A 22,032-nucleotide genomic window follows, 5' to 3' on the forward strand; every position below is an offset into this window, starting at 1 on the left:
TGGATAAGATGAATGGTGCGAATCATTCAGCTTGTCCGGCACTATTTTATTTTGTAACAAATAGAGATTAGAGGAATAAGTAGCGAAGAAACTATGAAGGAGTTAAATTTGACACAAGGGAGCGTTCCGAAGGTATTACTGCAATTTGCGGTTCCTTTTCTGATTGCGAATGTGCTTCAGGCGCTTTATGGCGGGGCTGACCTCTTTGTTGTGGGACAATACGATGATTCTGCAAGTGTAGCGGCTGTGGCTATCGGCAGCCAGGTGATGCAGACAATTACAGGTATTATTCTTGGTATTACGACGGGAACAACCGTGCTGATTGCTATTGCTACCGGAGCCAAGGATGACAAGAAGGTGGCTTTTACCATCGGTTCTTCCGTGTGGCTGTTTTCAATGATCGGGGTACTGCTTACTTTGGTCATGGTGGCCTTTCATGGTCAGATAGCGGAGTTGATGCATACGCCGATGGAAGCAATGGCAGATACGAAAAGTTATATTCTGGTGTGTTCGGTCGGCATCTTGTTTATAGTAGGATATAACGTCGTATGTGGTATTCTGCGTGGGTTGGGAGACTCTAAGACACCGCTCTGTTTTGTAGCGCTGGCATGTGTGATTAATATTGTACTTGATTTTATACTGGTAGGATATTTCCATTTGGGAGCTACAGGAGCAGCAGTTGCCACCATAACGGCGCAGGGAGTCAGCTTTGTGATATCTCTTTGGTTCTTATATCGGCATGGATTCCATTTTGGGTTTACACGAAAAGATATCCGGCTGAACCGGAATCTGGCTAAAAGAATCATGACATTGGGGGCACCTATTGCGTTGCAGGATGCGTTGGTTAATATCTCCTTTTTGATTATAACCGTTATAGTCAATCAGATGGGAGTGATCGCATCGGCCTCTTTAGGTGTTGTAGAGAAAATCATAGTGTTTGCCATGTTGCCTCCGATGGCGATTTCATCGGCAGTGGCAACGATGACAGCACAAAACTACGGAGCCGGACTCATACAGCGGATGAACAGATGTCTGGCTTCCGGGATAGGTCTTGCACTTGTTTTCGGTATATCGGTTTGTGTCTATTCGCAATTCCTGCCGGAAACGCTTACCGCATTCTTTACGAAAGATGCTGCGGTTGTGGCAATGGCGGCGGAGTATCTGCGAGGATATAGCATCGACTGTATTATAGTAAGTTTTGTGTTCTGCATAAATTCTTACTTCAGCGGACAGGGAAATTCACTATTCCCGATGATTCACAGTTTGATAGCGACTTTCCTGTTTAGGATTCCGTTGTCGTACTGGTTCAGCCAGATAGATAGTTCTTCCCTGTTTATCATGGGGTTTGCTCCGCCTGTTTCAACAGTGGTTTCATTGTTGATATGCATTTGGTATTTAAGGTATACACGGAAGAAAGTTTATTTGAAAGGCACAATGATGCCTGCTATGTCGAATTAGGTGTTTTTAAGTGGATATATTAACTAAAATCAATTTGTATGGAAGCTTATTTGAAGAAACTCTGTTTTGAGTATCAGGTTGAAGAAAAGGAAGTGAAAGAGCTGTTGGCTCGCATGGAAATGGTGTATCTGGATAAAGGAGAAACGATTGCTTCTGCTACAATGCCCGAGCAGAGCTTGTATATTATCGTTTCCGGCATCCTGCATACATTTACTACCCGGCAGGGAGAGGACAAAACTGTCAGATTCCTGTCCGAAGGTGATGCTATCTTGTGCTACAATACAAGTAAGCATTCTATAAAAACACTGACAAGGTGTGTTGCCTATTACATCAGTGAAGATGAGATTGAAGAGTTATGCGCAACATCCATAACGTTTGCCAATCTGATGCGTCAGCTGATGGAATATCAGTTTTATTTGAAAGAGGAAATGAATGTAAATACCCGTAAACTGACAATCAGAGAAAGATATCTTTCTTTATTGACAGAGATACCCGATATCCTGTACAGGGTCCCTTTGAAATACATTACTTATTATTTAGGGGCTGACGTGACAAGTCTGGGATACTTGGCTGGCAGTCATAAATAAGAAACATTTTCTTGTGATCCGTCTCTTTAATATATTCCTTATTAAATAGTCTGTGGGCTTCCTGTTTTTTTAGTTGGAGAGGCTTTGGATTATTTGATAAGGAATATTATTTTTGTATCTCAAATGAAGAACTCGATCCCCCGATATACTTTCTATAAGAATAAGTATGGGAGTGAACTTTTAGTAGATGTCGTCGAACTGAAGTATGTAAAGAAGTTCCTCGCCCTAAGTTCTGTCCATACGCTGACTTACTATGATATCACGTTTGTCACAGAAGGAGAGGGCATGTTCTCGATAGATAATCAGACTTGTGAAGCGGTTTCCCGTGATGTGTTTTTCTCTAAACCGGGAGAGATTCGGAATTGGGATACCCATCGTATAGTCAATGGCTATGCCTTGATCTTTGAAGATGAGTTTTTATCTTCTCTTTTTAAAGATTCTCTTTTTGTGCAGCACCTCTCATTCTTCAAATCGGGGAAGACATCATCCAAATTACAGTTGTCGGATGAACTTTATATGCGTATCCTTCAGATATTGTATAACATTAAAGCGGAGATTGATTCGTACAAACAGAATGATGTACATGTATTGAGGGCATTACTCTATGAAGTACTGATGTTGTTGAACCGGGCCTATCAAAAAGCGGATATCGGGGGAGAGAGTACAAGTAAAGAAACCAACAATATCCATATAAACAAATTTATTAAGTTAGTTGACGCCCATTTGAAAGAACAGCATTCTGTTCAATATTATGCAGATAAACTTTGCATTACTCCGAATTACCTGAATGAGATTGTAACTTCAATAATGGGACTCAGTGCGAAGCAATATATACAGAATAAAGTAATGGATGAGTCTAAGAGACTACTTGCCTATACAGATTCCTCTATATCGGATATTGCATTTGAACTTCACTTCTCAACCGTTTCTTATTTTATCCGTTGCTTCCGACAACATACGGGAGAAACGCCTCTACTTTATCGAAAAACGCATAAACCGTAAAAAGTGCTATTTCTCCCTTTCTTTTTATTGCACTGATTGTGTTCTATATTCCTACTTTCGCATCAGATAATAACCATTTAAAATAATTGAATAATGAGAGATGCAGAAAAGACAGTAGGGAACATGATTGATAAGTTGAAAACGGCTTTTATCGGTTCCATAGATAATGAAGGATTTCCTAATATCAAGGCCATGTTGCAACCCCGAAAGCGGGAAGGGATAAAAACAGTTTATCTGACGACAAACACTTCATCAATGCGTGTCGCGCAGTATAGGGAAAACAATCATGCCTGTATTTACTTTTGTGATGCGAGGTTTTTTAGAGGTGTGATGCTGCGTGGCACTATGGAAGTGCTGACTGATAGTGCCAGTAAAGAGATGATCTGGCAGGAGGGTGACACCATGTATTATCCGGAAGGCGTGACAGATCCCGACTATTGCGTGCTGAAATTTACGGCAACTTCCGGAAGGTTTTACAGCGGTTTTAAGTCTGAGAGTTTCATGGTTGAATAAAGCTTGGAAACAGGAAGCGTATGGGATAACTTGCTTTGTGTATTTCCGTACAGGCACGTTATCCCATCATATCCTTCTACTTCATTTTATCCTTTCGGACAGAACCCATTCTTATAAAACAGATAACTTTCTTCTATCGCTTCAGCCGTATCAGCTTCTAATGCATATAGTACTTCCCTGCAAAATTCCAGTTGTCCGATGCCATTGGCAGTTACAATATTTCCATCTCTTACAGCCTGTTTATTCATATAATTGGATTCGCCTGTATATTGATCTCCGGCGTATTGTTTCAAGTAATCGAGTGTATTGCTGGTATGCTTTACCTCATTAAGGAACCCATGCATACCAAGAAAGACAGAAGCGTTGCAAATACCAGCAACCAGTTTCTTATCTTTGAGTGCTTTCTTTACAAGCGGAACAATTAATTCGGCTTCCGGTGAAAACCATCTCATGCCGCCGATTAATATCAGGCCCGCATAGTCTTCCGGCATATCTTTTAGATCATAATCGGGTAATACTCTGAGTCCTCCTATTGAAGTGACAGGCTCTTTGGTTATTGAGAGGTATTTTACTTTATAATTGATGGGGTTTCCGGGTTTAACACCCTGATTCAAACAGATGGCTGTAAATGCACCCTCCCAATCGGCAAAACCATTTAATAATACAAATATTACTTCTTTCATACGTTATTCTATTTTTTTGTATGCACAAAGATGCTATATTTAATTGAATTATGAGTCCATAGCCGGACGAATAAATTTATGTACTTGAAGATTTTGTGTAACGGAGAGTGTTTCAGTTTCGGGAAAACGTTCCGTCTGACTAATTTGAGAATGTAAAATAGGTGCAAGTGGCATTAAAAAGAAGTTGGGCATAGAAGAAGAGGACTTAAATGAGAAAAACAAGTAAGATGTTTGTTATTATGGAGTAGAAACATTATTTTTGTATTCTATAATAATTGAAATATGGAATTCGTAGATCGGATAGAAGAACAAAAACGGCTCCAAAAAGCGTTGAACGGTGAGAAATCTGCATTTGTCGTTGTATATGGCAGGCGCAGGTTAGGAAAATCCACCCTGATAAAAAAAGTGCTGACTTCAAATGATGTGTACTATATGGCTGACCAAACCGAGCGTGCGCATCAAATCAGCCTGCTTGCCAAAGAAATCGGTATGGTAATACCGGATTTTGATAAAGTAGTATATCCTGATTGGGAAGCAATACTGACAGCTCTTAACCATCGGACTCAAGAGCGTTTTTCACTCTGTTTGGACGAGTTCCCGTATTTGGTCAAGAGTTCTCCTGAACTCCCTGCCCTATTGCAAAGGTTGATAGATTCCCGTAGCCTTAAGTATAACCTGATTATTTGTGGGTCTTCCCAACAATTGATGCAGGGATTGATATTGGATGGTAGTGCCCCGTTATACGGACGTGCAGACCAGATGCTGAAACTATCTCCTATACATATTAAGTATTTACAGGAAGTATTGCATTCGGATGCTGTGAGTACGGTGGAAGAATATGCTATATGGGGAGGTGTGCCCCGTTATTGGGAGCTTCGGTTACAAGATGACGGCTTGCAGGAGTCAATAGCTTATAATATACTCAATCCGTTAGGTACACTGTACGAGGAGCCGATCCGTCTGTTTATGGACGATATGCGGGATGTGATTCAGGCATCGACGCTTCTCTCTGTGATTGGGAGCGGTGTCAACCGATTATCGGAAATTGCCGCACGTCTGGAAAAGCCGGCTACCCATTTATCCGGTCCATTAGAGAAACTACGCCAACTGGATTTTATCGAACGGGAGATTCCTTTCGGTGAGAATCCGAAGAGCAGCAAGAAGAGCCTGTATAAGGTAAGTGACCCATTTATGGATTTCTATTTTCACTTTGTAGTTCCCAACCGCTCGCTGATAGAACTCGGACGTTCCGGTTTTGTGACGGATGCTATCTGCTCACAGTTTTCTCGATATGTATCTGCTTGGTGGGAAAAACTATGCCGTCAGGCCGTCAGTGGTGGAGTAATCGGCGGAGATATGTACAATCTTGCTGGACGTTGGTGGGGCAATGTATCAAGGGATGAAGCTATCGAACTGGACGTAGTGGCACAGAGTATAGACGGTAAGAAACTGCTTGTCGGGGAATGTAAATGGACAGAAGGTGAAGATGCAGGCAGGCTAATTTATGAACTGACTGCCAAAGCTCGGAAACTCCCTTTCCTGAAAGGGCAGGAAATCGTTCCGGTATTATTCCTGAAACAAAAGCCGCTTCGTGAGAGTGATGCTCTGGTGATAACACCTCAGGAAATTATTGATGCTATCGGCTAATTAAAGTAAAGAACCCGCTATTTTTGCTAAAGTGAAGAAAAAGAAAAAGCTCTGAAATCCTTGAATTTCAGAGCTTTACTATTTGCTTTCGCGGTGCGTACGGAAGATGAACCTTAGTTTTATTCTTCACATACTCAATATCTTAGCAATCTCTAAAATCTTTCTCCCACTAATAACCCCACGTGTGCAATTCTTTGGATTGCTTGGTGTTGCGGTGGTTGTTTGAGTTGGTGCAAAAATACGAAATAGTTCATATAATAACCATCAATAGCCTATAATTTTTACAAAAAAATATTGTATCTTTACTGCAAATAAAGAAACTTAGTATGTTTGAACAGATAAAGTTATACATATCCAACAAATGGGAGAAATTATATCCATTACTATTTTCTTCGATGATATGTTTGCTATTGTACTTTTTCAAAGATAATGAAATAATAGATAAGTGTTATTATAAATGTTTTGATAAAACATTTATATCGGCTTTAGTTACAGCGGAAAGTATTGTTTTTGGGTTTTTATTGACAACGATGGTAACTTTGATGCAGTTAAACAATTCCGCTATTAAAAATTTAATTGATACTAATAGATTTCCAGAGTTAATACAATACAATAAGACAGCGGTAATATATTCTTTTTTATCTGTTATCTTAACCTGTGTGTTTTTATTAACATTAGAAATTCAAATACCTTATTACAATATATTTGTTGCAATATGGATATTTGTTATGAATATGGTCATATTCCTAAGTTATAGATTTTTGAATATATTTTACTCCTTTCTTAAACGCTGAATACTATCTACCACAGTAGAAACTTCTTTATAAAGTTTCATATAAACCGTATTAATACCATTTTTTCTATCCATAAATTGAAGGTTTGAAGCTATAATAGGTTCTTCTATTGAAAAACGAAAATCAATTTTGTTTAGTAAAAAATCTACAACATCCTCTATTTCAGTTCCATCTTCATCTAAGATATTTCCTTTAATTATAAGTTTATTACCTTTTTCTCGTCCTAATTCTGTTGCCTCTGAATGAATACGTCCAAAACTATCTATAATATTTAAGATTTCCCCTTTCTTTAAGCTTTTTACTTTATCCGCAGTAAAAGAACATTGCATGTATTTATCTGCATTAAGCTGATCGGATATACTTGCCAATCCTCTTAATGACCCTTTAGACAAATTATTTCTAAGAAGCCCGGTTGGTTTAGCTAATTTCAAATTTACATATTTTATTCTCACCATGTTTTCAACTCTTTCATACGCCTCTTTTTTTAAAAGAGGACTGATTTCAATCCAAAAAGTAGGAATAGAGTCCCTAATAGCCCTCGCCTCAAAATATGCACATATTTTTGACGGACTAACTCCCATTCTATTTGTCTCTAAATATAGTACTTTAAATTGGGGATCATATAAAAATACATTAGGATAGGCTAAGCCTTGTCCATCATCTAAGGGCAATGCTGTATAATCGTCTCCATTTCCAGGTTTATGAGCCGGTGGAATATTTTTTCGACTTGTAGTTACAAATAGACCAACAATACTTCCATTTTTCTGTATTTGAGTATATTTAAGTTCGATTGTTCTATATTGATCAAGAACAAAGGGTTTTAACGAAGATTCTTCGTTATCTAAAAGGAGTTGTACAAAATCCATGCTTTCTGGAATATTCACTGAATAGCATGTTACTTTTTTATTAACCATAGTATTATCGTCTTTTGTTACTTACAAAAGTATTACGTTACAACGAATTAAGCAAATTTTTAAATAGAAAATATTAATAATATACACAATCAAACTTGACCTTTATTCATTTTTTGGTATGGCTAATAAGAACGCAAATTTATAAACGCCATTATATTGTTGGTTAATTTTCTAAAGTTCAAATGATTACAAAAATATTTTTTTGATAAAGTAGGGCACTACCCTTTTATTTACTCCTAATTTGCTTTGTACTCTTTCAATAATTCTATGGCAAACGGAGATTAAAAATCAATTCTGATACATTTTTCTATTAGCATTTAGGGCTTTTTTGTTAGAATGTCCCTTTTTTACACCTATTATCAATCTAAGAAATCTTACTTTTGTCTGATAGTTAAGGCAAAATGGAGAACATTCAAGTAATACAACCTACCAAATTGCTCGCTCCTTATATAAAGCAATATTGGTTTTTAAGGATAGATGATGTAAAGCAAGGCTTTCAGCGTTCTATCCCGGCGGGTTGTGTAGCACTTGTTTTTCATAAAGGAAATAAAATTATTTCTTCTTTTCATAAGGGAACGCAGCCACAATCCTATATAAGTGGGCAAATCAGTACTTATTCAGACATAGAGTTTTCTTTCTTGGATATGGTCATTATTTTATTCCAGCCTATCGGATGCAGGATATTTTTTCCATATCCTATGGAAGAGTTTACTAATCAGAATATAGGCATTGATTTGTTAGATAACACCTGTTTAGTAGAATTGGAAGAGAAAATAAATGAAGCATCAGATAATTATCAAATAGTCAGATTGATAGAAGAATATTTATTAAATAGACTATGCGAAAATATATCATGCAACGCCAATAGGATGATGGCTACTATACACAATATCAATGAAGGTGAAGGAAATATATCCGTTTTATCTCAAACGGCTTGTTTAGGATATAAGCAATTTAAACGGATATTCGCTGAATATGTAGGACTAAATCCAAAAGATTTTATCCAAATCACACGATTTAGAAAGGCATTCAATATTTTGCAACCAACTCCACAAATCAGTATAAGTAAGGTTGCCTATGATTGTGGATATTATGATAAATCACATTTAATAAAAGAGTTTAAAATGTTCACGGGCTATACCCCTAAACAACTACTTGAAATTTGTGATACTTATACCGAAAATCTATCGGTATTCAACTCTGTATTTATCAACGACAACAAAGAACTTAATAATATCGCTTTATGAAAATATTGATATACGGTGCTGGCGTAGTGGGTTGTACTTATGGCTGGCAATTATCCAAAGCTGGATGTGACGTTACTGTATTGGTGCGTAATGGACAAAAAGAATTTGTACAAAAAAATGGTATTCACATTATTTGTTCTGACTTTAGAGAGAAAGTAAGAAAAGATACAGATATAATCTTTAAGCCTACAGTAATAGACGAACTTTCGTCAAATAATGATTTTGAATACATTATTGTCTCCACCAATAAATTGCAATTATCAACTATATTGCCAAGTCTTTCAAAGTCAGCAGGAAAAGCAAATGTTGTATTTTTCCAAAATAATTGGGATGTTTTTACTGAAATAGATAAATATTTAAAACCTGAACAATACTTTTTTGCTTTCCCCTTTATGGTCGGAGGTGGAAAAGAAGATAAAAGCATACATTGTGCCATTTCAGGTCTAAAATATTCCAATACCCCGTTAGGGGAAAAAGACGGGCGGACAACTCCACGAGTAGAAAAACTTTCTATAGTACTGGATAAAGCAAACTTAAAGCCTACCATTTCTAATCAAATATTAGTATGGCTAATCACACATTATGCTGTCGCTGCCGGTCTTTCAGCGGGAATAATGAGTGCCGGAAGTGCCTCTAAATTTATAGAGAATACAGCTATTATTAAAACCACTATGAAAGCTATTCGGGAAGGCTTAGCTATTTGCAAAAGAATGGGTATCAATCCTAAAACAGAAAAAGCAAACAGATTATATCTTTTACCTTTATTTATCAGTGTGCCAATAGCAAAGAAAATTTATAGTAATGATGCTCTGCAACTTATGTTTGAAGGACATATAAATCACTCCCCTGCTGAAATACGGCAAATGATAGATGATATAATAGATAGTGGTGTAAAATATGGTGTTACAACTCCTAATCTAGCACAATTAAAAAGTTATATATCTTCTAATCAAACTAATAAAAGTAATTGAATAAGACTATCAATTCGATAGCCATTAAATATAAGCGTATGAAAGATATATTACAAGAGAGATTTTTCCGATTATTATTGGAATGCTCACAGCGTAAAGTTTCTGTAACAGAGTTTACAGAGGCTATTGAAGAATTGGCTACACATTTAGCTGATTTCAGTTTCAACGAACAGGATTATAGCGTTTTACTTCGCTATTTCTCCTTTGGTTTGCATCGACTTAAATCGTATCGTGTGCGGTTTGAGCAAGAAAAAAATGCCCTACTTGCATTTAATTGATGAAGCAATAGGATTACTAAATAATGAAATGCGTATTATCAAACTGCGCATAAAATATCCTGAACAGTTCCAGCAACATGCAAATAAGCTCTTTATTTCCCCTCTCCATTTAGCTGACAAAACAAGCCTTATCAATATCATGGAAATAGTCAGCGGCTTATTCCTTTCAAAACGTGTAATATATCAGAATGGAAAACCTATTCACTTGACGGACTTAGGCAAAACCTTTGAATGGCTTTTCAATATCAAGTTAGGTGATTATCACCAAAAGTACATGGATGTCATCAAGCGAAAGCCAGCCAAACTAACGGAGTTTCTTAATGAACTGGCAAACCTTATTCACAAAGAACACGAAAATAAAGGGTATAGATAATCAAGCATTTAGCATCAATTTATACGGGGTAGCGTATGCTACCTTGTAATTTGTTTGCTTCCCTTTGCCGAACTTTGCTTCATCAATCGATTGGTAATCATATAAGTATAACCTGAAAAATGAAGCAAATATGTATGTAGATAATTATGAGTTTAAAGACTGGATGCAAAAACTACTTGATAAACTGGAAGAAGTAGGAAAAGATGTAAAGAGCTTGCAAACCAATCCCGAAGTAATGCCGGGTGACAAGCTATTGGATAATCAGGATTTATGCCTATTGTTCAAAGTGAGTACCCGAACATTACAGCGATTGCGAAGCAAGAAACTACTGCCCTTTATGATGATTAGCGGAAAAGCCTATTATCGGGCTTCCGATGTGCGTGAGTTTATAAAGGAACGGTTTGATGTGGGAACGCTCCGAAAATTCGAGAAAGAACACGGAGCAAATAAGTAACAGTGAAATTCATCCCGAAGCTGTACACGTGGCAGCTTCGGGATGTTTTTCTTTTGGCAAGTACATCTACTTCTCTGCCGATATTATTCCCTCCTCTTTATAAGATGCTTCAAACTGTTTGGTAAGCGCAATAATCTGCTGGTTCGTCTTTACCAGTTCAACAGTGTATTGTTCCAGTTTGTAAAGCTGGGCAAGTGCTTTCTTTTCCGCAAAATTGGAATGAAGTTCTTTCACTACCTGATTATAGTTATTGCCTATGCTCCTGAATTGGGTAAATAACTGGGAGAGTTGAATATAATAATCAACCTTGCTTTTATCAATTCTAAGCACCTTAAACGACTTCCCGAAAATACAGTTCTTAATGAAATGTGCCTTTACCTTGTAACCTGACTGGTCGTAAAAAGCTAAGAACTTGGCGTTCTCCACATCGTCCAAATTCAGGGAATAACGGTGCGTTCGTGGGTCAAGTTTAGGCTTGCGCCCACCTTTGTTAAATGGCTTCTTTTTCTGTTCCATAATTGCAATTATTTACTGGTTTTACGACTTCGGAGTAAAACCAACCACCTTTTAAGGTGGCAAGGTTTTGAGGCACAAAAAACGAAGTGCGGGCCTCAAAACACAACTTGCTGTTATCATGTGATAACAAAAATCTTCCCTATGGTCAGATTACAAAAGCAAGCGGTTCGGCTTCCTCCTATGTCTATTTATCGGTTACAAAATTACAGACAGCAGTTTGCCCCTGAAAGATGGGCTATTACGCCAAACTGCGACACAAACGGACAAAGTACCCCCATTTTAAAAAGCATCTGTTTTTACCCTTTTCTTTGCTGAAAATTGATTGAATGGTGGTAATCTATAAGACAGTCTAACAAGGTTTGAATATGGCTTTAAAACATGTTTGAAAGGCGTTTAACGATTTGGCAATACTGCCATGAAACTGGCTTACCACTTTTAAATCATTATCAAAAATCAATCTATTCATAAACCATTAAAAATTGAAAGTATGGCAGAAGTAAAACAATCATTACAGGAAACAGCAAGTAAGGAACGGGAAAGCTATAAATCGGTATTCCTTAAAAAGCGGTCGGTTTGCAACCGTCAAAGCGTGTACATAAGTGGAGAGATACAGAAACGTATCATGCAGATTGTAGGCGTGATTACAAACAAACAGGTAAGCATCGGAAGTTTCATTGATAACGTACTGGAAGAGCATTTGAATACGTACAATGATGTCCTTTCGGTTCTCTACCGGGAAGAAATGCAAAAAGGAATATTCAACCAGCCAAAAGAGAATAAAGAATGAATATAATAACTATTGAGGAACAGACCTTTAAACAGTTATGCAGTCGGTTCGCCAACTTTGCTAATCAGGTGGAACGCATTTGCAGGTTGAACAATCATCAGTCCGATAAATGGTTGTCAGGTCGTGAAGTGTGTGCCCTGCTCGGCATCAGCATCCGAAGTTTGCAGAACTACCGGGACAGTGGTAAACTGGGTTACTCCCAAATCGGGAATAAGCTGTACTATAAATCTGTCGATATTGAAACACTGGTTGCTGAATGTACAGTTAACCATCTTTCAGGAAAGAAAAACAACTATATACCAACCAATAAATAAGTATCGCCTTATGACAAGAAAACAAGATGACAATTCAGAAGCAAACCAATCTTTTACCCTCCCGGCTATTGTGGGTACATGGGAAAGTTTAAATCTTCATCCTACGGTGATGATATATCCAAGTAAGAAAAAGTATCTCCTTTCGATGCTTCATGTATCGGATAACGGACAGGCGCAACCCGCTACTTACGAGATACAGAAAGAAGATAGCCGTTACTTTATTGTTTCAGCCTTTAAGCGGCTTTATATCGGCTATGACAAGGCAAAAGACAGCCTTTCCATTTCTTACTATGGCAATTATCTGCGTAATTGAAAATGTATATACTAATCATTCAAGCTAACTATAAATCAATATGGAACTAATAAACAGCAACAGTGAAATGATAAAAGAGTTCTTTCAATCTATGGATAGAATGTTAGACGGTATCAGCCGACTGGCAAAGGAGAGCAGACCGCATTTGAACGGCGAGAAGTTTCTAAGCAACCGGGAAGCAGCCAAATATCTGAAAGTAAGCATCCGCACGCTGCAAGAATGGCGAGATACGGGCGTTATCCCTTACATTCAGATAAAAGGCAAAATAATCTACCGTCAAAGCGATATAGAACGGCTTTTGCAGACCTACTACAACAAGGAACGGCAGGAATAACCCACCGTCCTAAAAAACACATTTTTTTCCTAAACTGACTAAGAACATTAACTCTATCAGTGTAGTATTCCGTCTGTGCAAGCCTTTGGAAGAAAATACTACCCGGAGCGTAGCGCAGGCGTGGAGATTTTCTTTCAAACCCGTAGGGCTTGGGCTTGAACGGACGGAATACGAAGCTTACCTTTGTTAATGTTTTATTCAGCTTTGGAAGAATCTTCGCTAATCAGTCTGTATTTACTCAAACTTCTTCTCTTGCTTATTGTCATTTTTCATGCCACTTTCACTCAATGATTGTGATATAGAAGATGTAATTGTTAATTGGGCATTTTTAAAATTAGCTTCTTGTTGATATTGAATGCTTAGCCATTGAGGGAAATAGAATGACTTTACATTTTCCCATTTTATGTTTGTATAATGTAAATCTTGCGCCATTGCTTCTATTAATAACAACTCTTTATCAAAAATCAAATTGGAATTTGGAGTAGGATTTTGCAATACAGAATAATAGTCACTCCATGCTTTTCGCACTTTCTTACTATCATAAAAAACAACATCAATAGAATTAAGCGCACGAACATATTCTATTGTACACCTATTATAACGTGTTGCCATTAATATCTTAAAAATTTCCATTTTATCTTTTTTCTTATCAGTTCTGATTGATAAATACCTTGTTATAAGAACTGCTATAATGGGTGATAAAACAATTGCTATTATATTTATAATATTCTGTATATCCATTTTTTACTTATTTTGAGACGAAAATAGAAATTATTTATCAAAAAAGCAATAAAATTCAGCTTATTGAAAAATTCTTTTCCACATTCACCATATCACGCATAATGGAGCTATCTAAAACCTTTGCATAATGCTGTGTCATTCTGATATTGGAATGTCCCAAAATCTTAGATACATTTTCCATTGATACATCATTAGCGAGAAAAACAACTGTAGCCGCAGTATGTCTTGCAACATGAGTAGTTAGGCGTTTGGTAATGCTGCACAAATCAGCGATTTCCTTTAGATAGGCATTCATGCGCTGATTACTAATTACAGGCAAAAGCACACCTTTCTTTATGCACTCTGCATTATCTTCATATTTCCTTAATATCCTTTGAGGAATAGATAAAACAGGAATATTGCACATTTGATTAGTTTTCTGTCTTGGCTTGCGTATCCATAAAGTACCGTTATTGTCTTTTATCAAGTGCTCACGGCTTAACTGCTGCACATCGACAAAAGCAAGTGCGGTAAAACAGCAAAAGACAAAAATATCCCTTACCTGCTCCAAACGTTTGATAGTAAATCCTTTGTTCATCAAAACATCCAATTCTTCACGTGAAAGGAACTCTACATTAACTTCTTCCTGCTTGAAGTGGATGCCGTAAAACGGGTCTTTCTTTATCCAGTCGTTAGCCAAAGCAATACGAACAACTTTTTTCAAGTTCTTCAAATGCTTCAATGCGGAATTGTTTTGGCAATGCTTATCCGTTTTCAGCCAAAAATCAAAATCACGGATAAATTGCCCGTCCAGTTCTGCCAGCATTATATCATCACGGTGGTAACAACTACGGATATATTCTTTCAAGCGGTTTATGGAAGTATCAAACTTGGTAACTGTGCTTTCCGTATATTCCTTACCAATCAGGGCACGGCATTTCTCGTTATGCTCCGCATACACTTCTAGCAAACTGCGCTGCACCTTGTCCCGTCCGTAGAAACAATCCTTTATTGTATCGGCTGTTATCGGTTTGTTGTCTATTTCCAGTTCACGGTGTATCTGCAATACTTTGGCACGAATCGTATTGATATAGTGGTTCAGTTCTGTAGCTACACGGTCTTTTCCTTTGGAACATTCCTTTTTCTGATTCCATAAATCTACGGGAATGCTCCGTTTAATCATAACTTCGACTACTCGTTTGTTTACGGTGATGCGCATACAAATAGGAGCTTCACCGTTTTTCAAAAGTTTCGCTTTCTTGATAATGAACAATACGCTTAGTGTGTTTCTTTTCACTGCTCCCATAATTCTTTGTTTTTTAAGTGGTACAAAATTAGTTTGCTACACTCAAAAACCAGCTACGCAAAAAGCTGACAATCAAAGACAAAAGCGTCAATTCGTGGGAGCAAAAACAGTTTTCAAAAAGTCCCACGAATAAGCCACGTGAGAACTGCTTTAAACCGCTATTTTTTGCCTAAGCGGGGAAAAAGAAAAAGCTCTGAAATCCTTGAATTTCAGAGCTTTGCTTTAATTTGCTATTTGCTTTCGCGGTGCGTACGGGACTCGAACCCGTGACCCCATGCGTGACAGGCATGTATTCTAACCAACTGAACTAACGCACCAAATTTTAATTAAACTAACTCATCTTATTCTTCCTGCTTCTCTATTACTTAAGAAGCGGTCCGGACGGGACTCGAACCCGCGACCCCATGCGTGACAGGCATGTATTCTAACCAACTGAACTACCGAACCAGAATGTCAATTTGTTAATCTGCATCTCTCTTGATTGCGGGTGCAAAGGTAGATGTTTTTTGTAAATCTGCAAATGTTTTGATGAAATTTTTTTTCAATAAAAAGCAAGAAAAATGCTTAGTGTCTCATTTTGAGTACTTTTATAAAGAAAAAAAAGTTGTTTTTCCTTCTGTCAGGATGGTGACGCTATCCGGTCGTCATAGTGACGGTATCCCATCAAGATAGCGTCACTATCCGAAGGTGATAGCGTCACCATCCTGAAACTTGTCATCCTCATCATAGGAAATAACTTTGGATATCTTTCTATCTGTAAGAAATCACCGTTTTTATATCAACTTTCTGCTTGAATAATTCGTAGTTTTGCAATAAATCGTTATTTTTGCACCCTAAAATAGGAGAGGTAGAACATTTTCTGCCCGGAATAGTAAATTAGTAAAAAGAATGATGACTACAGCCAAACTGTTATTGCACTGTCCCGATAAACCGGGAATCCTTGCGGAAGTGACAGATTTTATTACGGTAAACAAAGGAAATATTATTTATTTGGATCAGTATGTAGACCATGTGGAAAACATATTCTTCATGCGTATAGAATGGGAGTTAAAAGACTTTCTGGTGCCGCAGGAGAAGATTGAAGATTATTTCAGAACGCTTTATGGGCAGAAATATGAAATGGATTTCCGTCTTTATTTCTCGGATGTGAAACCGCGTATGGCTATATTTGTCTCTAAAATGTCCCACTGTCTTTTTGATATGCTGGCTCGTTATACGGCAGGCGAATGGAATGTAGAAATACCTCTTATTATAAGTAACCATCCGGATTTGCAGCATGTGGCTGAACGTTTCGGTATTCCTTTCTACTTGTTTCCTATCACCAAAGAGACAAAAGAAGAACAGGAACGTAAAGAAATGGAATTGCTTGCCAAACATAACATTACCTTTATCGTATTGGCACGTTATATGCAGGTGATCTCCGAACAAATGATTAATGCGTATCCGAATAAGATTATTAATATCCACCACTCTTTCCTTCCGGCATTTGTGGGAGCAAAGCCTTATCATGCCGCATTTCAGAGAGGTGTGAAGATTATCGGTGCAACCAGTCATTATGTGACTACGGAACTGGATGCCGGTCCGATTATCGAACAGGATGTAGTGCGTATTACACACAAAGATTCTATAGAAGATCTTGTAAATAAAGGAAAGGATCTGGAAAAAATCGTTCTTTCGCGTGCGGTACAAAAACATATCGAACGTAAGATTCTGGCTTATAAAAATAAAACAGTAATATTTAGTTGATGAAAGTAGCAGTCGTAAAATACAATGCCGGAAATATCCGTTCTGTGGATTACGCCTTGAAGAGGTTAGGGATAGAAGCAGTGATTACTGCTGATAAGGAAATTCTTCAATCTGCCGATAAGGTGATTTTCCCCGGAGTAGGAGAGGCGGAAACTACCATGAATCATTTAAAGGCAACAGGACTTGATGAACTGATTAAGAATCTGCGTCAGCCTGTGTTCGGAATTTGTCTCGGTATGCAGTTGATGTGCCGGTATTCCGAAGAAGGAGGGGTAGATTGCCTGAATATCTTTGATGTGGACGTGAAACGTTTTGTTCCGCAGAAGCATGAAGACAAAGTTCCGCACATGGGTTGGAATACAATCGGGAAAACAAATAGCAAACTGTTCGAGGGATTCACCGAACCGGAATTTGTCTATTTTGTGCATAGCTTTTATGTGCCGGTTTGTGACTTTACTGCTGCTGAAACCGATTATATTCATCCGTTTAGTGCGGCTTTGCATAAGGATAACTTTTATGCCACCCAATTCCATCCGGAGAAAAGTGGAAAGACGGGAGAGAAGATTCTGAAGAACTTTCTGGATCTCTAATAAACGTTGCAGCAGTTTATAATAAACTCCGCTATCGTTTATAATAAACTCGGTTGTCGTTTATAATAAACTAAATAGTAAATCGTAAATTATCAAATTGTAAATAGACAGATGATAGAAATTATTCCAGCCATTGATATTATTGACGGGAAATGTGTACGCCTTTCTCAGGGAGATTACGACAGTAAGAAGGTATATAACGAGAGTCCGGTGGAAGTTGCCAAGGAGTTCGAAGCGAATGGAATTCGCAGGCTTCATGTGGTAGATCTGGACGGAGCTGCTTCTCACCATGTAATCAACCATCGGGTATTGGAGCAGATTGCTACGCGTACCTCTTTAATAGTAGATTTCGGTGGTGGAGTAAAGAGTGATGAAGATTTGAAGATAGCTTTCGAAAGCGGTGCTCAGATGGTGACGGGTGGAAGTATTGCCGTGAAAGATCCGGAACTGTTCTGTCATTGGCTGGAAGTATATGGCAGTGAGAAGATCATCCTCGGAGCAGACGTCAAAGAACATAAGATTGCTGTAAACGGCTGGAAAGACGAAAGTGCCTGTGAGCTTTTCCCCTTTCTCGAAGATTATATGAATAAAGGTATCCGGAAAGTTATTTGTACGGATATTAGTTGCGACGGGATGCTGAAAGGGCCATCTATTGACTTATATAAAGAGATGCTGGAGAAATTTTCGGACCTCTACCTGATGGCTAGCGGCGGGGTGAGTAATGTGGATGATATCATTGCCTTGAACGAAGCCGGAGTCCCCGGAGTTATCTTTGGTAAAGCATTGTACGAAGGACATATCACGTTGAAAGACCTGAGAATCTTTTTATAATCGGGCTTTCGGATAGGAAAATTACAAATTGTCAAATAGTAAATAAGATAGTATTGTGTTAGCAAAAAGAATTATACCTTGTCTGGATATAAAAGACGGACAGACCGTAAAAGGAACGAACTTTGTCAATTTGCGTCAGGCCGGTGATCCGGTGGAACTGGGGCGGGCTTACAGTGAACAAGGAGCTGATGAACTTGTTTTTCTGGATATCACTGCGAGTCATGAGGGGCGTAAGACTTTCACGGAACTGGTAAAGCGGATTGCTGCCAATATCAACATCCCGTTTACCGTAGGGGGAGGGATCAACGAATTGAATGATGTCGACCGCCTGCTGAATGCCGGTGCAGATAAGATTTCAATTAACTCTTCCGCTATTCGCAATCCTCAGCTGATTAATGATATTGCCAAGAATTTCGGGTCTCAGGTTTGTGTGCTGGCGGTAGATGCCAGACAAACGGAAAACGGATGGAAATGTTATCTGAATGGCGGACGTATTGAAACCGATAAAGAATTACTTTCGTGGACCAAAGAAGCGCAGGAGCGTGGAGCCGGTGAAATCTTGTTTACGAGCATGAACCATGACGGTGTAAAGACCGGCTACGCAAACGAAGCGCTTGCCTCTTTGGCGGAGCAACTTTCGATTCCTGTGATCGCTTCGGGTGGTGCGGGACTGAAAGAACACTTCCGTGATGCCTTTTTGGTGGGAAAAGCAGATGCGGCATTGGCTGCCAGCGTTTTTCATTTCGGAGAAATTAAAATTCCCGAATTAAAATCGTATCTTTGCGGCGAAGGAATAACCATCAGAGGGTGAGGTACCCCGGGCAGGCTTCCATGCAGATAGGAAGCATAATAGGACGTGGACTGTGAACAACGGTATGATGTCACACAAACGGCATAGTAATTTGAAATAGTAATTAGAACTTAAAATAAGATGGAATTGGATTTCGATAAGATGAACGGACTTGTTCCGGCTATCATACAGGACAACGAGACACGTAAAGTCTTGATGCTGGGTTTCATGAATAAAGAGGCCTATGACAAAACGGTGGAAACCGGAAAAGTAACTTTCTTCAGCCGTACCAAGAATCGTCTGTGGACGAAAGGAGAAGAAAGCGGTAACTTCCTTCACGTTGTTTCTATCAAAGCAGATTGTGATAACGATACCCTGTTGATTCAGGCAGATCCGGCAGGTCCTGTTTGTCATACGGGCACAGATACTTGCTGGGGGGAGAAAAATGAAGAACCTGTCATGTTCCTGAAAGCATTGCAGGATTTCATCGACAAACGTCACGAAGAAATGCCCGAAGGATCTTATACCACCAGCTTGTTCGAATCCGGAATCAACAAGATTGCACAGAAGGTGGGAGAAGAAGCTGTGGAAACAGTGATCGAAGCGACCAATGGAACAAACGAACGTTTGATCTATGAAGGAGCCGACTTGATTTATCATATGATTGTGTTATTAACTTCAAAAGGCTATCGTATCGAAGACCTTGCACGTGAATTGCAGGAAAGACATAGCAGTACATGGAAGAAGCATTAATTCAATATAGGAACGTAGAAATCCATCAACAGGAACTCTGTGTGCTGAGCGATGTAAATCTGGAATTGCGCAAAGGAGAGTTCGTCTATCTGATCGGGAAGGTAGGTTCGGGAAAAACGAGCCTGCTCAAAACACTGTATGGCGAACTGGACGTGATCGACGGTGAAGCGGAAGTATTGGGCTATAATATGCGTTCAATCAAACGCAAGCATATCCCTCAGCTGAGAAGAAAGCTGGGAATCGTATTTCAGGACTTTCAGCTGCTGACGGATCGTACCGTATACAACAACCTGGAATTTGTACTTCGTGCCACCGGCTGGAAGAACAAGCGGGAAATTCAGGAAAGGATAGAGGAAGTGCTCGATTTGGTGGGAATGTCTAACAAAGGCTACAAACTCCCCAATGAACTTTCCGGTGGCGAACAGCAGCGCATCGTAATAGCACGTGCCGTACTCAATTCTCCGGCTATTATTCTGGCGGACGAACCGACCGGAAATCTGGATGTGGAGACAGGTAAGTCCATTGTTGAATTGTTGCACAACATCTGTGAATCGGGTTCTTCCGTGGTGATGACGACGCACAATCTGCAATTGCTGAAAGAATATCCCGGCAGCGTATATCGTTGCTCCGAGCATCGCATAACGGATGTGACCGACGAATACATGCCCAGGCAGAGAACAATAGAAATAGATTTAAATATAGATAACTAAAACAGTAACGAAAATGAAAGTTTTAAAGTTTGGAGGAACTTCCGTAGGTTCTGCTCAGCGGATGAAGGAAGTAGCCAAATTGATTACCGATGGTGAACAAAAGATTGTTGTCCTTTCTGCTATGTCAGGAACAACAAATACATTGGTGGAAATTTCGGACTATCTGTATAAGAAGAATCCGGAGGGTGCCAACGAGATTATCAATAAGCTGGAATCAAAATATAAACAGCACGTTGATGAACTTTATGCAACTCAGGAATATAAACAGAAAGGGCTGGAAGTCATCAAGTCTCACTTTGACTACATCCGCTCCTATACTAAAGACCTTTTCACTTTGTTCGAAGAGAAAGTGGTTTTGGCACAGGGAGAGCTTATTTCTACGGCTATGGTGAACTTCTACCTGCAGGAATGTGGTGTGAAGTCCGTGTTGCTCCCGGCTTTGGAATTCATGCGTACTGACAAGAACGCGGAGCCGGACCCCGTATATATTAAGGAGAAACTGCAGACACAACTGGAACTTTATCCGGATATGGAGATTTACATCACACAAGGTTTTATCTGCCGCAATGCTTACGGTGAGATCGATAACCTGCAGCGTGGTGGCAGCGATTACACCGCTTCTTTGATCGGTGCTGCCGTGAATGCTTCTGAAATCCAGATATGGACAGATATCGACGGTATGCACAACAACGACCCGCGCATTGTTGACAAGACAGCTCCGGTTCGCCAGTTGCATTTTGAAGAAGCTGCCGAGTTGGCTTACTTCGGTGCAAAAATCCTGCATCCGACTTGCATCCAGCCTGCTAAATATGCCAACATCCCTGTACGTCTGTTGAATACAATGGACCCGGATGCGCCCGGAACGTTGATTTCCAATGACACGGAGAAAGGCAAGATCAAAGCTGTAGCTGCTAAGAATAACATTACGGCTATCAAGATCAAGTCAAGCCGTATGTTGCTGGCTCACGGTTTCCTGCGTAAAGTCTTCGAAATTTTTGAAAGCTACCAGACTTCCATCGACATGATCTGTACTTCTGAGGTAGGTGTATCTGTTACGATAGACAACACCAAGCACCTGAATGAGATTCTGGACGACCTGAAAAAATACGGTACGGTCACTGTAGACAAAGATATGTGTATTATCTGTGTAGTAGGCGACTTGGAATGGGAGAATGTAGGTTTTGAAGCAAAAGCACTTGATGCGATGCGTGATATACCGGTACGAATGATTTCATTCGGAGGAAGTAACTACAACATCTCTTTCCTTATCCGGGAATGTGATAAGAAGATAGCGTTACAGTCGCTGAGTGACATGCTTTTCAACAACAAATAATTCCACAAATAATACTGAGCGCTTTTACCGATACTGATAAAAGCGCTCTTTTTAACTAACTAAACAAG

General features: G+C 39.0%; 26 protein-coding genes and 2 tRNA genes. 21 read left to right on the top strand and 7 right to left on the bottom strand.

Going from position 1 to position 22,032, the window contains the following annotated elements; all coding sequences use genetic code 11:
* The first annotated feature begins 93 nt into the window (after positions 1–93).
* The 4 genes from BLW31_RS12825 (at position 94) to BLW31_RS12840 (ending at position 3,560) form a co-directional block, all read left to right on the top strand.
* Complete coding sequence (locus BLW31_RS12825) at positions 94–1,458, top strand: MATE family efflux transporter (protein WP_010538643.1); 1,365 nt, start codon at positions 94–96, stop codon at positions 1,456–1,458.
* Between the two features lie 38 nt (positions 1,459–1,496).
* A complete protein-coding gene (locus tag BLW31_RS12830) occupies positions 1,497–2,045 on the top strand; it encodes a Crp/Fnr family transcriptional regulator (RefSeq protein ID WP_010538642.1) in 549 nt (182 codons plus the stop codon).
* A 123-nt stretch (positions 2,046–2,168) separates the two neighbouring features.
* The gene (locus tag BLW31_RS12835) at positions 2,169–3,047 is read left to right on the top strand and encodes an AraC family transcriptional regulator (RefSeq protein ID WP_010538641.1); all 879 of its coding nucleotides are present in this window, start codon (positions 2,169–2,171) and stop codon (positions 3,045–3,047) included.
* A gap of 93 nt (positions 3,048–3,140) precedes the next feature.
* Entirely contained in the window at positions 3,141–3,560 is a 420-nt protein-coding gene (locus BLW31_RS12840) for a pyridoxamine 5'-phosphate oxidase family protein (protein ID WP_010538640.1), read from the top strand.
* Between the two features lie 86 nt (positions 3,561–3,646).
* Here BLW31_RS12840 and BLW31_RS12845 read toward each other — a convergent pair whose 3' ends face one another.
* Positions 3,647–4,243, bottom strand: coding sequence for a type 1 glutamine amidotransferase family protein (locus tag BLW31_RS12845; protein ID WP_010538639.1), 597 nt, complete (start codon positions 4,241–4,243; stop codon positions 3,647–3,649).
* Between the two features lie 282 nt (positions 4,244–4,525).
* Here BLW31_RS12845 and BLW31_RS12850 point away from each other — a divergent pair, with 282 nt between their 5' ends.
* Positions 4,526–5,890 (top strand): ATP-binding protein, encoded by a 1,365-nt coding sequence (locus tag BLW31_RS12850; protein WP_010538638.1) that lies wholly within the window; start codon positions 4,526–4,528, stop codon positions 5,888–5,890.
* A 772-nt stretch (positions 5,891–6,662) separates the two neighbouring features.
* Here BLW31_RS12850 and BLW31_RS12860 read toward each other — a convergent pair.
* Positions 6,663–7,598, bottom strand: a complete 936-nt coding sequence (locus tag BLW31_RS12860; protein WP_010538636.1) for a DUF6731 family protein — start codon at positions 7,596–7,598, stop codon at positions 6,663–6,665.
* A 401-nt stretch (positions 7,599–7,999) separates the two neighbouring features.
* Here BLW31_RS12860 and BLW31_RS12865 point away from each other — a divergent pair, with 401 nt between their 5' ends.
* The 5 genes from BLW31_RS12865 to BLW31_RS12885 all read left to right on the top strand — a co-directional run bounded on the left by BLW31_RS12865 (position 8,000) and on the right by BLW31_RS12885 (position 10,921).
* Positions 8,000–8,845: a helix-turn-helix domain-containing protein gene (locus BLW31_RS12865; RefSeq protein ID WP_010538635.1), complete on the top strand. Its 846-nt coding sequence runs from the start codon at positions 8,000–8,002 to the stop codon at positions 8,843–8,845.
* Positions 8,842–9,816, top strand: coding sequence for a ketopantoate reductase family protein (locus BLW31_RS12870; protein WP_010538634.1), 975 nt, complete (start codon positions 8,842–8,844; stop codon positions 9,814–9,816). Before BLW31_RS12865 ends, BLW31_RS12870 begins: the two co-directional genes overlap by 4 nt.
* A 38-nt stretch (positions 9,817–9,854) precedes the next feature.
* Entirely contained in the window at positions 9,855–10,094 is a 240-nt protein-coding gene (locus tag BLW31_RS12875) for a hypothetical protein (protein ID WP_074759576.1), read from the top strand.
* Positions 10,048–10,467, top strand: a complete 420-nt coding sequence (locus BLW31_RS12880; RefSeq protein ID WP_029425613.1) for an RteC domain-containing protein — start codon at positions 10,048–10,050, stop codon at positions 10,465–10,467. Before BLW31_RS12875 ends, BLW31_RS12880 begins: the two co-directional genes overlap by 47 nt.
* Positions 10,468–10,597: 130 nt before the next feature.
* Positions 10,598–10,921 carry a helix-turn-helix domain-containing protein gene (locus BLW31_RS12885; protein WP_010538631.1) on the top strand — a complete coding sequence of 108 codons (324 nt, stop codon included), beginning with the start codon at positions 10,598–10,600 and terminating at the stop codon, positions 10,919–10,921.
* A gap of 66 nt (positions 10,922–10,987) precedes the next feature.
* Here the strand turns inward: BLW31_RS12885 and mobA are convergent, their stop codons facing one another.
* Positions 10,988–11,437 carry a conjugal transfer protein MobA gene (gene mobA / locus BLW31_RS12890; protein ID WP_010538630.1) on the bottom strand — a complete coding sequence of 150 codons (450 nt, stop codon included), beginning with the start codon at positions 11,435–11,437 and terminating at the stop codon, positions 10,988–10,990.
* A gap of 487 nt (positions 11,438–11,924) precedes the next feature.
* Between mobA and BLW31_RS12895 the strand changes: the two genes are divergently transcribed.
* From BLW31_RS12895 to BLW31_RS12910, 4 genes are read left to right on the top strand one after another with little or no spacing between them, the layout of a single operon-like run.
* Positions 11,925–12,224, top strand: coding sequence for a DUF3408 domain-containing protein (locus BLW31_RS12895; RefSeq protein WP_010538629.1), 300 nt, complete (start codon positions 11,925–11,927; stop codon positions 12,222–12,224).
* On the top strand, positions 12,221–12,538 hold the full coding sequence (locus BLW31_RS12900; protein WP_010538628.1) for a helix-turn-helix domain-containing protein: 318 nt from the start codon (positions 12,221–12,223) through the stop codon (positions 12,536–12,538). The genes BLW31_RS12895 and BLW31_RS12900 overlap by 4 nt, the downstream gene beginning before the upstream one ends.
* A 10-nt stretch (positions 12,539–12,548) precedes the next feature.
* Complete coding sequence (locus BLW31_RS12905) at positions 12,549–12,851, top strand: DUF3876 domain-containing protein (protein ID WP_010538627.1); 303 nt, start codon at positions 12,549–12,551, stop codon at positions 12,849–12,851.
* A 40-nt stretch (positions 12,852–12,891) separates the two neighbouring features.
* Positions 12,892–13,185, top strand: coding sequence for a helix-turn-helix domain-containing protein (locus tag BLW31_RS12910; RefSeq protein ID WP_010538626.1), 294 nt, complete (start codon positions 12,892–12,894; stop codon positions 13,183–13,185).
* A gap of 234 nt (positions 13,186–13,419) precedes the next feature.
* Here the strand turns inward: BLW31_RS12910 and BLW31_RS12915 are convergent, their stop codons facing one another.
* The 4 genes from BLW31_RS12915 to BLW31_RS12930 all read right to left on the bottom strand — a co-directional run bounded on the left by BLW31_RS12915 (position 13,420) and on the right by BLW31_RS12930 (position 15,658).
* A complete protein-coding gene (locus tag BLW31_RS12915; protein ID WP_010538625.1) occupies positions 13,420–13,926 on the bottom strand; it encodes a DUF6680 family protein in 507 nt (168 codons plus the stop codon).
* A gap of 55 nt (positions 13,927–13,981) precedes the next feature.
* Positions 13,982–15,211, bottom strand: a complete 1,230-nt coding sequence (locus BLW31_RS12920) for a site-specific integrase (protein WP_010538624.1) — start codon at positions 15,209–15,211, stop codon at positions 13,982–13,984.
* 243 nt (positions 15,212–15,454) lie between these two features.
* A tRNA-Asp gene (locus BLW31_RS12925) sits at positions 15,455–15,528 on the bottom strand.
* Between the two features lie 56 nt (positions 15,529–15,584).
* Positions 15,585–15,658: transfer RNA gene (locus BLW31_RS12930), tRNA-Asp, on the bottom strand.
* Between the two features lie 441 nt (positions 15,659–16,099).
* Between BLW31_RS12930 and purU the strand changes: the two genes are divergently transcribed.
* From purU to BLW31_RS12965, 7 genes are all read left to right on the top strand, one after another.
* Complete coding sequence (purU, locus tag BLW31_RS12935; protein WP_055268964.1) at positions 16,100–16,957, top strand: formyltetrahydrofolate deformylase; 858 nt, start codon at positions 16,100–16,102, stop codon at positions 16,955–16,957.
* The gene (gene hisH, locus BLW31_RS12940; RefSeq protein ID WP_010538621.1) at positions 16,957–17,547 is read left to right on the top strand and encodes an imidazole glycerol phosphate synthase subunit HisH; all 591 of its coding nucleotides are present in this window, start codon (positions 16,957–16,959) and stop codon (positions 17,545–17,547) included. The genes purU and hisH overlap by 1 nt, the downstream gene beginning before the upstream one ends.
* A 111-nt stretch (positions 17,548–17,658) precedes the next feature.
* Positions 17,659–18,378: a 1-(5-phosphoribosyl)-5-[(5-phosphoribosylamino)methylideneamino]imidazole-4-carboxamide isomerase gene (gene hisA / locus BLW31_RS12945; RefSeq protein ID WP_010538620.1), complete on the top strand. Its 720-nt coding sequence runs from the start codon at positions 17,659–17,661 to the stop codon at positions 18,376–18,378.
* A gap of 55 nt (positions 18,379–18,433) precedes the next feature.
* Positions 18,434–19,189, top strand: coding sequence for an imidazole glycerol phosphate synthase subunit HisF (hisF, locus tag BLW31_RS12950; RefSeq protein ID WP_010538619.1), 756 nt, complete (start codon positions 18,434–18,436; stop codon positions 19,187–19,189).
* A gap of 120 nt (positions 19,190–19,309) precedes the next feature.
* Entirely contained in the window at positions 19,310–19,921 is a 612-nt protein-coding gene (gene hisIE / locus BLW31_RS12955; protein ID WP_010538618.1) for a bifunctional phosphoribosyl-AMP cyclohydrolase/phosphoribosyl-ATP diphosphatase HisIE, read from the top strand.
* A complete protein-coding gene (locus BLW31_RS12960; protein WP_010538617.1) occupies positions 19,906–20,631 on the top strand; it encodes a cell division ATP-binding protein FtsE in 726 nt (241 codons plus the stop codon). The genes hisIE and BLW31_RS12960 overlap by 16 nt, the downstream gene beginning before the upstream one ends.
* 13 nt (positions 20,632–20,644) lie before the next feature.
* Positions 20,645–21,964, top strand: a complete 1,320-nt coding sequence (locus BLW31_RS12965) for an aspartate kinase (RefSeq protein WP_010538616.1) — start codon at positions 20,645–20,647, stop codon at positions 21,962–21,964.
* Positions 21,965–22,032: the final 68 nt, after the last annotated feature.

The organism is Bacteroides faecis MAJ27 (assembly GCF_900106755.1).
GTDB lineage: Bacteria > Bacteroidota > Bacteroidia > Bacteroidales > Bacteroidaceae > Bacteroides > Bacteroides faecis.

What these genes read in the sequence shown, in the direction of transcription:
- BLW31_RS12825 (WP_010538643.1), top strand. Translation starts at nt 94, where the DNA reads ATGAAGGAGTTAAATTTGACACAAGGGAGCGTTCCGAAGGTATTACTG.
- BLW31_RS12830 (WP_010538642.1), top strand. Translation starts at nt 1,497, where the DNA reads ATGGAAGCTTATTTGAAGAAACTCTGTTTTGAGTATCAGGTTGAAGAA.
- BLW31_RS12835 (WP_010538641.1), top strand. Translation starts at nt 2,169, where the DNA reads ATGAAGAACTCGATCCCCCGATATACTTTCTATAAGAATAAGTATGGG.
- BLW31_RS12840 (WP_010538640.1), top strand. Translation starts at nt 3,141, where the DNA reads ATGAGAGATGCAGAAAAGACAGTAGGGAACATGATTGATAAGTTGAAA.
- BLW31_RS12845 (WP_010538639.1), bottom strand. Translation starts at nt 4,243, where the DNA reads ATGAAAGAAGTAATATTTGTATTATTAAATGGTTTTGCCGATTGGGAG.
- BLW31_RS12850 (WP_010538638.1), top strand. Translation starts at nt 4,526, where the DNA reads ATGGAATTCGTAGATCGGATAGAAGAACAAAAACGGCTCCAAAAAGCG.
- BLW31_RS12860 (WP_010538636.1), bottom strand. Translation starts at nt 7,598, where the DNA reads ATGGTTAATAAAAAAGTAACATGCTATTCAGTGAATATTCCAGAAAGC.
- BLW31_RS12865 (WP_010538635.1), top strand. Translation starts at nt 8,000, where the DNA reads ATGGAGAACATTCAAGTAATACAACCTACCAAATTGCTCGCTCCTTAT.
- BLW31_RS12870 (WP_010538634.1), top strand. Translation starts at nt 8,842, where the DNA reads ATGAAAATATTGATATACGGTGCTGGCGTAGTGGGTTGTACTTATGGC.
- BLW31_RS12875 (WP_074759576.1), top strand. Translation starts at nt 9,855, where the DNA reads ATGAAAGATATATTACAAGAGAGATTTTTCCGATTATTATTGGAATGC.
- BLW31_RS12885 (WP_010538631.1), top strand. Translation starts at nt 10,598, where the DNA reads ATGTATGTAGATAATTATGAGTTTAAAGACTGGATGCAAAAACTACTT.
- mobA (WP_010538630.1), bottom strand. Translation starts at nt 11,437, where the DNA reads ATGGAACAGAAAAAGAAGCCATTTAACAAAGGTGGGCGCAAGCCTAAA.
- BLW31_RS12895 (WP_010538629.1), top strand. Translation starts at nt 11,925, where the DNA reads ATGGCAGAAGTAAAACAATCATTACAGGAAACAGCAAGTAAGGAACGG.
- BLW31_RS12900 (WP_010538628.1), top strand. Translation starts at nt 12,221, where the DNA reads ATGAATATAATAACTATTGAGGAACAGACCTTTAAACAGTTATGCAGT.
- BLW31_RS12905 (WP_010538627.1), top strand. Translation starts at nt 12,549, where the DNA reads ATGACAAGAAAACAAGATGACAATTCAGAAGCAAACCAATCTTTTACC.
- BLW31_RS12910 (WP_010538626.1), top strand. Translation starts at nt 12,892, where the DNA reads ATGGAACTAATAAACAGCAACAGTGAAATGATAAAAGAGTTCTTTCAA.
- BLW31_RS12915 (WP_010538625.1), bottom strand. Translation starts at nt 13,926, where the DNA reads ATGGATATACAGAATATTATAAATATAATAGCAATTGTTTTATCACCC.
- BLW31_RS12920 (WP_010538624.1), bottom strand. Translation starts at nt 15,211, where the DNA reads ATGGGAGCAGTGAAAAGAAACACACTAAGCGTATTGTTCATTATCAAG.
- purU (WP_055268964.1), top strand. Translation starts at nt 16,100, where the DNA reads ATGATGACTACAGCCAAACTGTTATTGCACTGTCCCGATAAACCGGGA.
- hisH (WP_010538621.1), top strand. Translation starts at nt 16,957, where the DNA reads ATGAAAGTAGCAGTCGTAAAATACAATGCCGGAAATATCCGTTCTGTG.
- hisA (WP_010538620.1), top strand. Translation starts at nt 17,659, where the DNA reads ATGATAGAAATTATTCCAGCCATTGATATTATTGACGGGAAATGTGTA.
- hisIE (WP_010538618.1), top strand. Translation starts at nt 19,310, where the DNA reads ATGGAATTGGATTTCGATAAGATGAACGGACTTGTTCCGGCTATCATA.
- BLW31_RS12960 (WP_010538617.1), top strand. Translation starts at nt 19,906, where the DNA reads ATGGAAGAAGCATTAATTCAATATAGGAACGTAGAAATCCATCAACAG.
- BLW31_RS12965 (WP_010538616.1), top strand. Translation starts at nt 20,645, where the DNA reads ATGAAAGTTTTAAAGTTTGGAGGAACTTCCGTAGGTTCTGCTCAGCGG.